Raw genomic sequence first — 14,379 nt, 5'->3', positions numbered from 1 at the left:
TGAAATGTTTTCAGCGCCCCGGATACAACGGGGCCGCATTATACATGCCATGCCCTACTCTCAAGAGGGCAATTTCCTCAGGTTGTGACCGCGTATGACAGGCGAAATGAACATCCTTCCGCTCCCGCAAACCACGCCCGCGACTTCGCGACCGCTGGTGGTGAGTGGCGACCTGCTGAAGTTACTGACGCCGATGGAGGGCCTGATCACTGCCGGTCAGACCGCCAAGGCCGAAGTGCTGTCGCTCAAGCAGGCGGATCAAACCTTTCAACTGTTACTCAAGGTCACCCTCGACAGCGGCCGTCAGACCACAGTCCAGGCCACCAGCAGCCAACCGCTGCCTCAGGGCACCAGCCTGGCGATCACTCAGCCGTCGGCGGGTAATCTGGCCGTCACCGTGCAACAGGCCATCGCCTCCAGCATCGCCACTCTCACCCGTATCGACACGGCACAACTGCCCGTCGGCACCCTGCTGCAAGGCAAAGTACTGACCTCTCAAGTGTTGCCGCAGGGGCCGGGCCAGCCGACGGTGTTTCGCTCGATGGTGAGCTTGCTCAACACCGCGTTGAGCGGCAGCACCCTGAACATCGACAGCCCGACGCCGCTGCGCATCGGCACCTTGCTGAGCGCGCTGGTGCAGGACACCCAGACATTGAAGTTCGTGCCATTGAGCAGCCGCCAGGAACAGTTGGCGGTAACCCAACAACTGGTCAACCAACAGAGCCGCCAAGGCTCGCTGGATGGCCTGCTCAAACTCCTGCAAAACCTGCCGGCCTCGGACCAGACGTCCAGTGATCTGCGTGCTGCCGTCGACAAGTTGCTCGCCGGCCTGCCCGATGTTCAACAACTCAGCACGCCAAAGGGGCTGGCCCAGGCTCTGGCCAATAGCGGCCTGTTCCTTGAAGCCAAATTGCTCAGCGGCCAGAACCCGACGCTGGCCCCGGACCTGAAAGGTGATCTGCTCAAGCTGATCGCACAATTGACGCCAGGCCTGCCGGCCAACACCAATCTCAACGCGATCATTGCCGCCAACACACTGGCCCAGGCCATGCCGAACTTCGTGCGCAGCGCCCTCGGCATGCTCGGTCAGGTCAGCGCCAAACCGCCGCCAACCCGCTTCCCGCTGCCCGAGCGCCTGCTCAAAAGCACGGACGGCGAAGGCGACCTCGAGCACTTGCTGCGTTTGGCAGCCGCGGCGGTTTCACGCCTGCAAAGCCATCAACTGTCGAGCCTGGAACAGACCGGCGTCACTGACGACGGTCGGTTGATGAGCACGTGGCAACTGGAAATCCCGATGCGCAATCTGCAGGACATCGTGCCGTTGCAAGTCAAGTTCCAGCGCGAAGAAGCGCCCGAGAAGGATCAGCAAAACGAACGCCGCGACGAGCGCGAACCCAAACAACAATTGTGGCGAGTGGACCTGGCGTTCGACATGGAGCCCCTGGGCCCATTGCAGATTCACGCACAACTGATCAAAGGCAGCCTGTCCAGCCAGTTGTGGGCCGAACGCCCGTACACCGCCAGCCTGATCGAAAGTCATCTGGCCGAACTGCGCCAGCGTCTGCTAGCGTCCGGCCTGAATGTCGGCGATCTCGATTGCCACCTCGGCACACCGCCACAAGGCCCTCAAACCCGTCTCGAACAACGCTGGGTCGACGAAACCGCATGAAAAACCCCAACACCCCGCGCCAGGCCATCGCCCTCAAGTACGACGGCAGCCACGCCCCTACCCTCACGGCCAAAGGTGACGAAGCACTGGCCGAAGCCATTCTGAAGATTGCCCGCGAATGCGAAGTACCGATCTACGAAAACCCCGAGCTGGTGAAACTGCTGGCGCGGATGGAATTGGGGGAGAGTATTCCGGAAGAGTTGTATCGGACGATTGCCGAGATTATTGCGTTTGCGTGGAATCTGAAGGGTAAGTTCCCGGCGGGGCATGATCCGGATGCGCCGATGGTCGAGAAGGATGTGACTGATCGCGGGGACGATTACTGAGGTTTCGAGGACGCCATCGCGAGCAAGCTTTGCTCCTACGGAATGAGGCGTTCGTGGGATGTTTGAACGACTCTAACCCGTAGGAGCAAGGCTTGCCCGCGATGGCGATCTCGGCTGAATAGCAACAATCAGTTCTTGTGCAACTTGCTCATCAACTCCGCTTCAGCCTGGGTCAAGCCACAGGACTGAGTCAGTTCATCGACGCTCGCGCCCATACCGACCAGTTTTGCCGCCTGGGCAAACGACAGGCTCGACGGATCGCGCTGTTCCAGCTGAGCCAGTTTGTCCGGCAACGGGCCAACCACCGCGCGCAGTTCGTGCAGGTCTTCACCCATGCGCACGTTGCCGCTTTGGTAGTCCTCGACGCGCCTGGCCAGGTCCTTGATGCGCTGATCGCGCAGCGCATCGCCCTGAGCCTGTTGCGCGGCGATCAGTCGTTGGCCTCGTATGTACGCCAGAAACATCGCCAGCGTGCCTGCCCAGAAGAGGAACAGGACAATGACCGCTACCTCAAGAATCAATCAGATGTTCTCCAGATCCGACCATTCTTCTTCGCTCATCATCTTGTCCAGCTCGACCAGGATCAGCAGTTCGTTGTTCTTGTTGCACACGCCTTGAATGAACTTGGCGGATTCTTCGTTACCGACGTTCGGCGCGGTTTCGATTTCCGACTGACGCAGGTAAACCACTTCGGCCACGCTGTCGACCATGATCCCGACGACTTGCTTGTCGGCTTCGATGATGACGATCCGGGTGTTGTCGCTGATCTCGGCATTCATCAGGCCGAAGCGCTGACGGGTGTCGATCACGGTGACCACGTTACCGCGCAGGTTGATGATGCCCAGCACGTAGCTCGGGGCACCCGGGACCGGGGCGATCTCGGTGTAACGCAGGACTTCCTGAACGCGCATCACGTTGATGCCGTAGGTTTCGTTGTCCAGTTTGAAGGTTACCCATTGCAGGATCGGATCTTCAGAACCTTTTGCATTCGTCGCTTGATTACTCATACCCTGACCCCTCGAAAAACCGCTTCTGGCGGTGTGTGTTCTTTAGGCGGCATTCAACAATGCCGTCGCATACTTGTTATGTCGGCAGCTATGTCGGTTTGTGTAGCGGCTTGCTGCCGCTCATGTGCTTTGCCCCGCCGCTGGCAATCAACTCGGCCAAGGCGGAAACGTCCAGCAGCGCACACATGTGCTCAATCACCGTGCCGGCAAGCCATGGCCGCTGACCGCGATGACTTCTCCATTTGATTTCGTTCGGGTCCAGGCGCAACGAGCGGCTGACCTGATGCACCGCCAGCCCCCATTCGTAGCCCTGAACCGAAATAACGTATTGCAGGCCCTGACGGAAATCGTCGCGGTAACGGTCGGGCATGACCCAACGCGCGGTGTCCAATACTTTCAGGTTGCCGGCCTGGCTCGGCAGGATCCCGAGAAACCATTCTGGCTGACCGAACAGCGGCGTCAGCTCGTGGCCGGTCAACGAATAAATCGAACCCAGACACACCAGCGGCACCGCCAGGGTCAACCCGGCAACATCGAACAACAGGCATTCGAACGGCTCGGCGGCCCAGGACGGGCGACCATCGGTTTCCACGGGTGGCGGCGTGTTGCTCGGCGGCCGATGGACTTCGACCACCGGCGGCACCAAGGCTTGCAGCAGCGGTGCGATGGTCGATACCGGCGCGAGAACCGGCGCGGGTGCTTCGATCAACGCCACTGGAACCTTCACCACAGGCGCTGCTACTGGCGCGGCAACCACGACGGGGTTTTGCGCATCGCGAGCCTGCTCTTCAAGCACCGCTGCCTGGAACTCGTCCAGCGCAGCTTCAACTTCGACCGCTTCAACAACCTCAACGATTTCAACCGACGCTTCGATTTCCGGCGGCAACTCTTCAGTCGCCTCCATCAGCAAGCTGTCCAGATAAGACTGCAGCGCCAGTTGCGGACGCGAGGTGACCTTCACCGGCCGGTTCATGCGCACACCGTTGTTGTAGGAGCAAGGCTTGCCCGCGATGAACGATAACTCGGTGTAGCTATGAAAACCGCAGTGAAGCTATCGCGGGCAAGCCTTGCTCCTACAGGTAATGAGTTCATCTCACGCCACCTGCGGGACAAGTTGTGCGGCCAGCAGATGCTTGAGCAGCGCGCGATACGCCAGCACCCCACGGCTCTTGCCGTCGAACTGCGAAGGCGTCACGCCGGCACGGCTGGCGTCGCGCAAGCGGGTATCGACCGGGATGTAGCCCTGCCAGATTTCTTCCGGGTATTTGTCGCGCAACACCCGCAGCGTGCTAAGGGACGCCTGTGTGCGGCGGTCGAACAGGGTCGGCACGATGCTGAACGGCAGCGCCTGTTTACGCGAACGGTTGATCATCGCCAGGGTATTGACCATGCGCTCCAGGCCTTTGACCGCCAGGTGTTCGGTCTGCACCGGGATCACCAATTGCTGGCTCGCCGCCAAGGCATTGACCATCAGCACGCCGAGCAACGGCGGGCTGTCGATCACAGCGTAATCGAAGTCTTGCCACAGTTGCGCCAGGCTCTTGGCAATCACCAGGCCCAAGCCACTCTGCCCCGGCGACTGGCGCTCGAGGGTCGCGAGTGCGGTGCTTGATGGCAACAGGGAAATACTCTCGTGGCTGGTAGGCAACAACAACTGACCGGGCAAACCTTGCGGCACACTGCCCTTGTGCAGGAACAGGTCGTAGCTGCTGTGTTCCAGGCTGTCGGGGTCGTAACCGAAGTAGCTGGTCATGGAGCCGTGGGGGTCGAGATCGACCACAACCACGCGCTTGCCCGCCTCGGCCAGTAAACCGGCTAAAGCGATAGAGGAAGTGGTTTTACCAACACCACCCTTTTGATTGGCAACGGCCCAGACTCTCATTCGGATTGTTCCTCCCGGTCGAAATGGCGGACCGAGAAATAGCTCAACGTATTAATGCGGGTGACGGAGAATTGACGGCACTCTCTCGTCCCGGCGACTTGACCGGGGTCGGTGCAGTTTGTGTGCCAGCACGCTTCAACGCGGCATCCGGTTTCGCATTGGCCGTTCCGGTACCCGTAAGGCTGCGGCGCACATCGAGATTTCGCGACACCACCAGCACCACGCGACGGTTACGCGCCCGCCCCTCGGCAGTCGCGTTGTTGGCCACTGGCTGGAACTCGCCGTACCCCACCGACGCCAGGCGACCGGGGTTTACACCCTGCATCGCCAGCATCCGCACGATGCTCGCCGAACGGGCCGAGGACAGCTCCCAGTTGGTCGGGTATTGCGCGGTGCGGATCGGTTGATCGTCAGTGAAACCTTCGACGTGAATCGGGTTGTCGAATGGCTTCAGAATCGCAGCGACCTTGTCGATGATGTTGAACGCGATGTCGCTGGGCATGGCGTCGCCGCTGCCGAACAACAGGCTGGAATTGAGTTCGATCTCGACCCACAGCTCGTTGCCGCGAATGGTCATCTGGTTGGAACTGATCAAGTCGCCAAACGCGGCGCTGATGTCGTCGGCGATGGTTTTGAGCGGATCGCTGGCACCCGCGATACCCGCGTCGACCTGCTCGGCGTCTTTAACCAGCGGCTTGGCCGGGGTCACGGTCTTCGGTCGCTCTTCACCGATCGGGATCGGCTTGAGGGCGCGGTCGGAGTCGGTAAAGACCCCGATCAACGCTTCGGAAATAACCTTGTACTTGCCTTCGTTGATCGAAGAAATCGAGTACATCACCACGAAGAAAGCGAACAGCAACGTAATGAAGTCGGCGTACGAAACCAGCCAACGTTCATGGTTTACATGTTCTTCAGGTTGCCGACGACGAGCCATAGTCCATTACCCCCATCAATCCATGAAGCCCTGAAGCTTCAACTCAATAGAGCGAGGGTTTTCACCTTCGGCGATCGACAGAATGCCTTCCAACAACATTTCGCGATAACGCGACTGCCGCAAAGCGATGGATTTGAGTTTGGCGGCAATCGGCAGCAGCACCAGGTTGGCACTGGCCACGCCGTAGATGGTCGCGACGAAGGCCACGGCAATGCCGCTACCCAGTTGCGAGGGATCCGCCAGGTTGCCCATCACGTGGATCAGGCCCATCACCGCACCGATGATGCCGATGGTCGGCGCGTAGCCGCCCATGCTTTCGAAGACTTTGGCGGCTTCGATGTCGCGGCTTTCCTGGGTGTAGAAATCCACTTCCAGAATGCTCCGAATCGCTTCCGGCTCGGCGCCGTCGACCAGCAGTTGCAGGCCTTTGCGCGAGTAGTTGTCAGGTTCGGCGTCGGCCACCCCTTCCAGACCCAGCAGGCCTTCCTTGCGCGCGGTCAGGCTCCAGTTGACGACGCGATCGACGCCACCGGCGAGGTCGATGCGCGGAGGAAACAGGATCCAGGCCAGAATCTGCATGGCACGCTTGAACGCGCTCATCGGCGCCTGCAACAGCGCCGCACCGATGGTCCCACCGAGAACGATCAACGCTGCCGGGCCGTTGGCCAGGGCACCGAGGTGACCGCCTTCAAGGTAGTTGCCGCCAATGATGGCGACAAACGCCATGATGATCCCGATAAGGCTTAAAACATCCATCAGATACAAGCCTCGACCAGATGCTTGCCAATATCGTCCAGGCCGTACACCGCATCGGCGAGTTCGGCTTTGACGATGGCCATCGGCATGCCGTAGATCACGCAGCTGGCTTCATCCTGAGCCCAGATTGCACTGCCGCCCTGCTTGAGCAGACGCGCGCCTTCGCGACCATCGGCGCCCATGCCGGTCAATACGACCGCCAGAACTTTGTCACCGTAAGACTTGGCCGCGGAACCGAAGGTGATGTCCACGCACGGCTTGTAGTTCAGACGTTCGTCGCCCGGCAGGATTTTCACCGCGCCACGGCCGTCGATCATCATTTGCTTGCCACCCGGCGCCAGCAACGCCAGGCCCGGACGCAGGATGTCACCATCCTCGGCTTCCTTGACGCTGATGCGGCAGAGCTTGTCCAGACGCTCGGCGAAAGCCTTGGTAAAGGCAGCCGGCATGTGCTGGATCAGTACGATCGGTGCGGGGAAATTGGCCGGCAACTGGGTCAGAACCCGCTGCAAGGCAACCGGGCCGCCAGTGGACGTGCCGATGGCGACCAGTTTGTAGGCTTTGCGTTTAGGCGCGGGCGACGACGAGGCTGGCACGTGGGTACGTGCCGGAATCGGGGCCGGTGCCGGACGCGCAGGCGCACTGCTGCCGTAGCTGCTGACGCTCGAAGGTGCAGGCGTCGGGGCAGGTGCGGCGACAGGTGCCGGAGCGCTGTAGGTGTTGGCGCGACGGTTACTGCGCGAGATGCTGAGAATCTTCTCGCACAGCAGTTGCTTGACCTTCTCCGGGTTGCGGGAGATGTCTTCGAAATTCTTCGGCAGGAAATCCACTGCGCCAGCGTCCAGCGCGTCGAGGGTTACCCGAGCGCCTTCGTGGGTCAGCGAGGAGAACATCAACACCGGGGTCGGGCAGCGCTGCATGATGTGCCGCACCGCCGTGATGCCATCCATCATCGGCATCTCGTAGTCCATGGTAATCACGTCTGGCTTGAGGGCCAGCGCCTGATCAATCGCCTCTTTTCCGTTGGTCGCCGTGCCGACGACCTGGATATTCGGATCCGCTGAAAGAATTTCCGAGACGCGGCGGCGGAAAAACCCCGAATCGTCCACCACCAGGACTTTAACTGCCATAAACACTCCGTTAGGGGGAGCGAGGCTCAGTCGCCCCGCCCCACCAGAATCAAATACGCCGTGCGGCGTAACGCTTGAGCATGCTCGGAACATCGAGAATCAGCGCAATGCGGCCGTCACCGGTGATGGTGGCGCCGGACATGCCCGGGGTTCCCTGGAGCATTTTGCCCAATGGCTTGATGACCACTTCTTCCTGGCCCACCAGTTGATCGACGACGAAGCCGATCCGCTGAGTGCCCACCGAAAGGATCACCACATGGCCTTCGCGCTGCTCTTCGTGAGCGGCGGAGCTGACCAGCCAGCGTTTGAGGTAGAACAAGGGCAGCGCCTTGTCCCGCACGATCACCACTTCCTGGCCGTCCACCACGTTGGTGCGCGACAGGTCGAGGTGGAAGATCTCGTTGACGTTCACCAGTGGGAACGCAAACGCCTGGTTGCCCAGCATGACCATCAGCGTCGGCATGATCGCCAGGGTCAACGGGACCTTGATGACGATCTTCGAGCCCTTGCCCTTGGTCGAATAGATATTGATGGTGCCGTTGAGCTGGGCGATTTTGGTTTTCACCACGTCCATGCCCACGCCGCGTCCGGAGACATCGGAAATTTCGGTCTTGGTCGAGAAACCCGGCGCGAAGATCAGGTTGAAGCAATCGGATTCGCTGAGGCGATCCGCTGCATCCTTGTCCATCAAGCCTTTCTTCACGGCAATGCCGCGCAGAACGTCGGCGTCCATGCCCTTGCCGTCATCGGAGATCGACAGCAGGATGTGGTCGCCTTCCTGTTCAGCGGACAGGATCACCTTGCCGCTGCGAGGCTTGCCCATCGCTTCACGCTCGGCCGGCTCTTCAATACCGTGGTCGACCGAGTTGCGCACCAAGTGGACCAGCGGGTCGGCGAGGGCCTCGACGAGGTTCTTGTCGAGATCGGTTTCTTCCCCGACCAGTTCCAGGTTGATCTCTTTCTTGAGCTGGCGAGCCAGGTCGCGAACCAGACGCGGGAAGCGCCCGAAGACCTTTTTGATCGGTTGCATCCGGGTCTTCATGACCGCGGTTTGCAGGTCGGCCGTGACCACGTCGAGGTTCGACACGGCCTTGGACATGGCTTCGTCGCCGCTGTTGAGGCCCAGACGGACCAAGCGGTTACGCACCAGTACCAACTCGCCGACCATGTTCATGATTTCGTCGAGACGCGCGGTATCGACCCGCACGGTGGTCTCGGCTTCGCTGGCCGGTTTTTCCGGTGGCGGCGCGGACGCGGCACGGGCCGGAGCCGGGGCAGAAGCAGCGGCAGGCTTCGGCGCTTCGGCTTTAGGCTCGGGCGCTTTGGCAACGGGTTTCGGTGCAACAGCCTTGGCCGCTGGCGCCGCAACCGGAGCGCTGGCGCCCGACGCGGTACCGACTTCAGTGAACTTGCCTTTGCCGTGCAATTCGTCGAGCAGCGATTCGAACTCATGATCGGAGATCAGATCGCCCCCAGCCGCTTTAGCGGTGGGCGCAGCCGGGGCCGGGACCGCAGCAATGGCCGATTCCAGCGCATCAACGGCAAAGTTGCCCTTGCCGTGCAGTTGATCGAGCAGTGCTTCGAACTCGTCGTCGGTGATATCGGAGCTGTCGCCTGCCGCTTTCGGGGCAGCCGGTGCGGCTGGCGCCGGGGCTACCGCATCGACGGCGAACTGGCCTTTACCGTGCAGTTGATCGAGCAACGACTCGAACTCGGCATCGGTGATTTCGTCGCTGGCCGCTGCATTGCTGCTCGGCGCTGGCACAGCGGCCGGGGCTTCTGCCTGAGCCTTGACGGCGTTCAGCGAGTCCAGCAGTTGTTCGAATTCGTTATCGGTGATGTCACCTTCAGCCGCCGGTGTTTCAACCACTTCGGCAACCGGTGCGGCTTCTTCAGTTTGCGGCTCGGCCAGACGGGCCAGTGCCGCCAGCAATTCCGGCGTGGCAGCCGTGATCGGGCTGCGCTCGCGGACTTCGGTAAACATGCCGTTCACCGCATCCAGCGCTTCGAGAACCACGTCCATCAGTTCCGAGTCGACGCGACGCTCACCCTTGCGCAGGATGTCGAACACGTTCTCGGCGATGTGACAGCACTCCACCAGCTCGTTGAGCTGGAGGAAGCCGGCGCCTCCTTTTACAGTGTGAAAACCGCGAAAAATTGCATTGAGCAAGTCCGCATCATCAGGTCGGCTTTCCAGCTCGACCAGCTGTTCGGACAGTTGCTCTAGAATCTCGCCGGCCTCAACCAGGAAATCCTGAAGGATCTCTTCATCGGCGCCGAAGCTCATGTGTAGGGGTGCTCCTAGAATCCAAGGCTGGAAAGCAAATCGTCTACATCGTCCTGACCGGACACAACGTCTTCTCTTTTATCGGCATGAATCTGCGGACCTTCACCCTGAGAGAGATGTTTTTGCGGATCTTTTTCTGCCAGCATCGCTTCACGGTCATGTTCGATGCCCGCAAAGCGGTCCACCTGACTGGCCATAAGCACGAGCTTGAGCAGGTTGCTTTCAACTTCGGTGACCAATTGGGTCACACGCTTGATCACCTGACCGGTGAGGTCCTGGTAATCCTGAGCGAGCAGAATGTCGTTGAGGTTGCTCGACACAACGCGATTGTCTTCGCTGCTGCGTGTCAGGAAACCGTCGACTCGCCGAGCCAGCTCGCGGAACTCTTCAGCCCCGACTTCGCGACGCATGAACCGTCCCCAGTCGGTGCTCAAGGCCTGGGCTTCGTTGCTCAGGCCATTGACCAGCGGCGTGGCGTTTTCCACCAGGTCCATGGTGCGGTTGGCAGCAGCCTCGGTCAGCTTGACCACATAACCCAGACGCTCGGTGGCGTCCGTGATCTGCGAGACTTCCTCAGCTTGCGGCATGTTCGGGTCAATCTGGAAATTGACGATCGCGCTATGCAGCTCGCGAGTGAGCTTGCCCACCTCTTGATACAGGCCACGGTCACGGGTCTGATTGAGCTCATGGATCAATTGCACAGCGTCGCCGAACCTGCCTTTTTCAAGGCTTTCGACCAGTTCGACCGCGTGTTTTTTCAGAGTCGATTCGAAATCGCCCTGTGAAGACTCGTAATGCTCCATAGCTCCCCCCGTGGCGCAGTGGCTTCGCACATCAACCGATGCGTTCGAAAATCTTCTCGATTTTTTCTTTTAACGCCTGGGCCGTGAAGGGCTTGACCACATAGCCGTTAACACCGGCCTGGGCTGCCTCGATGATCTGCTCGCGCTTGGCTTCAGCGGTCACCATCAGCACCGGCAGGTGCTTGAGCTTTTCATCGGCACGCACGTGGCGCAGCAGGTCGATACCGGTCATGCCAGGCATGTTCCAGTCTGTTACCAGAAAGTCGATGCTGCCGCTGTTGAGCACCGGAATGGCAGTAGTGCCATCGTCGGCCTCGACCGTGTTGGTGAACCCAAGGTCACGCAACAGGTTTTTAATGATCCGCCGCATCGTTGAGAAGTCATCAACGATGAGGATTTTCATGTTCTTGTCCAATTCGACCTCCAAGCAGTCTTAAACGCGCCCAGCACCTGGACGCGCCATTTCAATCAATCCGGCAAAGCACTCAATGACTGTCTGGAGCACAACAGATCGCGACCGGTGCAGCTAATCCCGCACCGGTCCCGCTCGCAGTGTCCCCACACTGCCTTCAGCGCGCTCGCCACTCCCCCAAACGCCCCCGCAAACGGGCCGCGCACTGGCTGTGTAACTGGCTGACCCGAGATTCGCTGACCCCCAGGACCTCACCGATTTCCTTGAGGTTCAACTCTTCGTCGTAGTACAGCGCCAACACCAGTCGCTCACGCTCCGGCAAATTGGCAATCGCGTCCGCCAGCGCCGCCTGGAAGCGTTCATCTTCCAGATCGCGTGACGGCTCCAGATGTGCACTGGCGCCATCCTCGTGCAGCCCTTCGTGTTCGCCGTCCTGCAACAGATCGTCGAAACTGAATAACCGGCTGCCCAGGGTGTCGTTCAAAATCCCGTAATAATCGTCGAGACTCAATTGGAGTTCGGCCGCAACCTCGTGATCTTTAGCGTCACGGCCAGTTTTAGCTTCAATCGAGCGAATGGCGTCGCTGACCATCCGGGTATTGCGGTGGACCGAACGTGGCGCCCAGTCCCCTTTGCGTACTTCGTCGAGCATCGCGCCGCGGATTCGTATGCCCGCGTACGTCTCGAAACTCGCGCCTTTGCTGGCGTCGTATTTGGTTGACACTTCAAGCAGGCCGATCATCCCGGCCTGGATCAGATCTTCAACCTGGACACTGGCCGGCAGACGCGCCAGCAAGTGGTAGGCAATGCGTTTAACCAGTGGCGCGTAACGCTCGATCAGCTCGTACTGCGCGTCACGTGCCGACTTCTTGTAGAGGTTGTAGCCACTGGCTGTCATAGCACCGGTCCTGCGGTTTGTTGCACGAGGCGCTCGACGAAAAACTCCAGGTGCCCACGCGGGTTGGCAGGCAGCGGCCAGGTATCGACCTTCTGTGCAATGGCCTTGAACGCCAGTGAGCACTTGGACCGCGGGAAGGCCTCGTAAACGGCGCGCTGTTTCTGCACAGCCTTGCGCACGCTTTCGTCGTAAGGCACCGCACCGACGTATTGTAAGGCGACGTCCAGGAAGCGATCCGTGACCTTGGTCAACTTGGCGAACAGGTTGCGCCCTTCCTGCGGGCTCTGGGCCATGTTGGCCAGGACGCGGAAGCGGTTCATGCCGTAATCGCGGTTCAACAGTTTGATCAGTGCGTAGGCATCGGTGATCGAGGTCGGCTCGTCGCAGACCACCAGCAAGACTTCTTGCGCTGCGCGGACGAAACTGACGACCGAGTCACCAATGCCCGCTGCGGTGTCGATTACCAGCACGTCGAGGTTGTCGCCGATATCGCTGAACGCCTGGATCAGGCCGGCGTGTTGAGCCGGGCTCAAATGAACCATGCTCTGTGTGCCGGACGCGGCCGGGACGATGCGGATGCCGCCAGGGCCTTGCAACAGTACGTCGCGCAGCTCGCAGCGGCCTTCGATCACGTCGGCCAAAGTACGTTTGGGTGTCAGTCCCAGCAGGACGTCGACGTTCGCCAGCCCCAGATCGGCGTCCAACAGCATGACGCGCCGACCGAGCTCAGCTAGAGCCAGGGACAAGTTCACTGACACGTTAGTCTTCCCGACGCCACCTTTGCCGCCGGTCACCGCGATCACCTGTACGGGATGCATGCTGCCCATGAATTTCTTTACCTTGTCTTACTTAGACGGAGGCCACATTACTGGCTGCGCGTTCACAAACGGAACAATGCATGGCAGACCATCGATGTAGGTACAAAACTGTCATTAGTACCTCAGCCGACCTGCTTGGTCGGGCTGTGGTAAATATCAGCGAACATATCAGCCATGGCTTCTTCGCTGGGTTCTTCTTGCATTTGCACGCTTACGGCGCGACTGACCAACTGATGACGACGCGGTAGATGCAAATCATCCGGAATCCGCGGGCCATCGGTCAGGTAGGCCACCGGCAATTCATGACTGATGGCCAGGCTCAACACCTCGCCCAGACTTGCCGTTTCATCCAGTTTAGTCAGGATGCAGCCAGCGAGCCCACAACGCTTGTAACTGTGATAAGCGGCCGTTAGAACCTGTTTCTGGCTGGTGGTTGCCAAAACCAGATAATTTTTCGATTTGATGCCACGACCGGCCAGGCTTTCGAGCTGCATGCGCAGTGCCGGATCGCTGGCCTGCAGGCCGGCAGTATCGATCAGCACCACGCGTTTGCGCAGCAAGGGCTCCAGCGCCTGTACCAGTGACTGCCCCGGATCGACGTGAGTCACCGACACATTGAGGATCCGGCCCAACGTCTTGAGTTGTTCCTGAGCACCGATACGGTAGCTGTCCATACTGACCAGCGCGATATTTTGCGCTCCGTACTTGAGCACGTAACGGGCCGCGAGTTTGGCCAGGGTGGTGGTCTTGCCCATGCCGGCGGGGCCGACCATGGCAATCACGCCGCCCTCTTCCAGAGGCTCGACTTCCGGTGTGGCGATCATCCGCGCCAGGTGGGCCAGCAACATGCGCCAGGCCTGACGAGGTTCTTCAATATCGGTAATCAGTGCCAGCAAATCCCGCGACAACGGGCCGGACAGGCCGATGCGTTGCAGGCGGCGCCAAAGATTGGCCTGGGCCGGACGGCTGCCTTGCAGCTGATTCCAGGCCAGGGAGCCGAGTTGCACTTCCATCAGTTCGCGCAGGCTGTTGAGCTCGAAACGCATCGAGTCGAACGCCCGTGGGTCGACGCCGCCGGAGGCAGGTGCCGCAGCCGGTGCAGGACGACGGGGTTCGGTGTAGGTCGGTTCGATCAGCGGCTCGGCGGCGGTCAGTGGCAGGCCGGCGAACAATTGGCGATTGGTGGACTTATCGCTTTCGCCATCGCTGCGCAGGCTCAGTTCGGCCTGGGCGGTGACGATCCGCGATTGGGTCTTGCGCAGCTCGTCTTCAAGTTCCATGTTCGGAACGCGCGGAGCCAGCGCCGACAACTTGTAATCCAGAGCAGCCGTCAGCTCGACACCACCGGCGATCCGACGGTTGCCAATGATGGCGGCATCAGCGCCCAGCTCATCACGAACCAGCTTCATGGCCTGACGCATATCGGCGGCGAAAAAACGCTTAACTTGCATAAACCA

Annotated in this window: 15 protein-coding genes; 2 read left to right on the top strand and 13 right to left on the bottom strand. The window is 60.2% G+C overall.

Features of this window, described 5'->3' with window-relative positions; translation table 11 throughout:
- Positions 1-94 precede the first annotated feature (94 nt).
- Positions 95-1,669, top strand: a complete 1,575-nt coding sequence (locus tag DFS28_RS25120) for a flagellar hook-length control protein FliK (protein WP_111451894.1) — start codon at positions 95-97, stop codon at positions 1,667-1,669.
- Entirely contained in the window at positions 1,666-1,995 is a 330-nt protein-coding gene (locus DFS28_RS25115) for an EscU/YscU/HrcU family type III secretion system export apparatus switch protein (RefSeq protein WP_111451893.1), read from the top strand. Before DFS28_RS25120 ends, DFS28_RS25115 begins: the two co-directional genes overlap by 4 nt.
- A 128-nt stretch (positions 1,996-2,123) precedes the next feature.
- Here the strand turns inward: DFS28_RS25115 and DFS28_RS25110 are convergent, their stop codons facing one another.
- The 13 genes from DFS28_RS25110 to flhF form a co-directional block, all read right to left on the bottom strand.
- A complete protein-coding gene (locus tag DFS28_RS25110; RefSeq protein ID WP_074874590.1) occupies positions 2,124-2,516 on the bottom strand; it encodes a DUF2802 domain-containing protein in 393 nt (130 codons plus the stop codon).
- Positions 2,517-3,002 carry a chemotaxis protein CheW gene (locus tag DFS28_RS25105; RefSeq protein WP_008155806.1) on the bottom strand — a complete coding sequence of 162 codons (486 nt, stop codon included), beginning with the start codon at positions 3,000-3,002 and terminating at the stop codon, positions 2,517-2,519.
- Positions 3,003-3,090: 88 nt separating this feature from the next.
- Complete coding sequence (locus DFS28_RS25100; RefSeq protein WP_111451892.1) at positions 3,091-3,975, bottom strand: CheW domain-containing protein; 885 nt, start codon at positions 3,973-3,975, stop codon at positions 3,091-3,093.
- Positions 3,976-4,095: 120 nt separating this feature from the next.
- Positions 4,096-4,884 carry a ParA family protein gene (locus DFS28_RS25095; protein WP_008155810.1) on the bottom strand — a complete coding sequence of 263 codons (789 nt, stop codon included), beginning with the start codon at positions 4,882-4,884 and terminating at the stop codon, positions 4,096-4,098.
- A 43-nt stretch (positions 4,885-4,927) separates the two neighbouring features.
- A complete protein-coding gene (gene motD / locus DFS28_RS25090; protein WP_111451891.1) occupies positions 4,928-5,818 on the bottom strand; it encodes a flagellar motor protein MotD in 891 nt (296 codons plus the stop codon).
- A 15-nt stretch (positions 5,819-5,833) separates the two neighbouring features.
- Positions 5,834-6,574 (bottom strand): flagellar motor protein, encoded by a 741-nt coding sequence (locus tag DFS28_RS25085; protein WP_111451890.1) that lies wholly within the window; start codon positions 6,572-6,574, stop codon positions 5,834-5,836.
- Complete coding sequence (locus DFS28_RS25080) at positions 6,574-7,704, bottom strand: chemotaxis response regulator protein-glutamate methylesterase (protein WP_111451889.1); 1,131 nt, start codon at positions 7,702-7,704, stop codon at positions 6,574-6,576. The genes DFS28_RS25085 and DFS28_RS25080 overlap by 1 nt, the downstream gene beginning before the upstream one ends.
- A gap of 49 nt (positions 7,705-7,753) precedes the next feature.
- Complete coding sequence (locus DFS28_RS25075) at positions 7,754-9,991, bottom strand: chemotaxis protein CheA (protein WP_111451888.1); 2,238 nt, start codon at positions 9,989-9,991, stop codon at positions 7,754-7,756.
- A gap of 14 nt (positions 9,992-10,005) precedes the next feature.
- Positions 10,006-10,794, bottom strand: a complete 789-nt coding sequence (locus tag DFS28_RS25070) for a protein phosphatase CheZ (RefSeq protein WP_111451887.1) — start codon at positions 10,792-10,794, stop codon at positions 10,006-10,008.
- Positions 10,795-10,825: 31 nt separating this feature from the next.
- Positions 10,826-11,197 (bottom strand): chemotaxis response regulator CheY, encoded by a 372-nt coding sequence (locus tag DFS28_RS25065; RefSeq protein ID WP_003183998.1) that lies wholly within the window; start codon positions 11,195-11,197, stop codon positions 10,826-10,828.
- Between the two features lie 166 nt (positions 11,198-11,363).
- A complete protein-coding gene (gene fliA, locus DFS28_RS25060; protein ID WP_007894214.1) occupies positions 11,364-12,104 on the bottom strand; it encodes an RNA polymerase sigma factor FliA in 741 nt (246 codons plus the stop codon).
- Complete coding sequence (fleN, locus tag DFS28_RS25055) at positions 12,101-12,931, bottom strand: flagellar synthesis regulator FleN (protein ID WP_008001746.1); 831 nt, start codon at positions 12,929-12,931, stop codon at positions 12,101-12,103. The genes fliA and fleN overlap by 4 nt, the downstream gene beginning before the upstream one ends.
- A gap of 113 nt (positions 12,932-13,044) precedes the next feature.
- Entirely contained in the window at positions 13,045-14,373 is a 1,329-nt protein-coding gene (gene flhF, locus DFS28_RS25050; protein WP_008155822.1) for a flagellar biosynthesis protein FlhF, read from the bottom strand.
- Positions 14,374-14,379: the final 6 nt, after the last annotated feature.

It is taken from the genome of Pseudomonas sp. 478 (assembly GCF_003254125.1).
Taxonomy (GTDB): domain Bacteria; phylum Pseudomonadota; class Gammaproteobacteria; order Pseudomonadales; family Pseudomonadaceae; genus Aquipseudomonas.
Note: the sequence above shows the minus strand (reverse complement) of the source record. Positions and strands in the feature narration are given on the sequence as shown.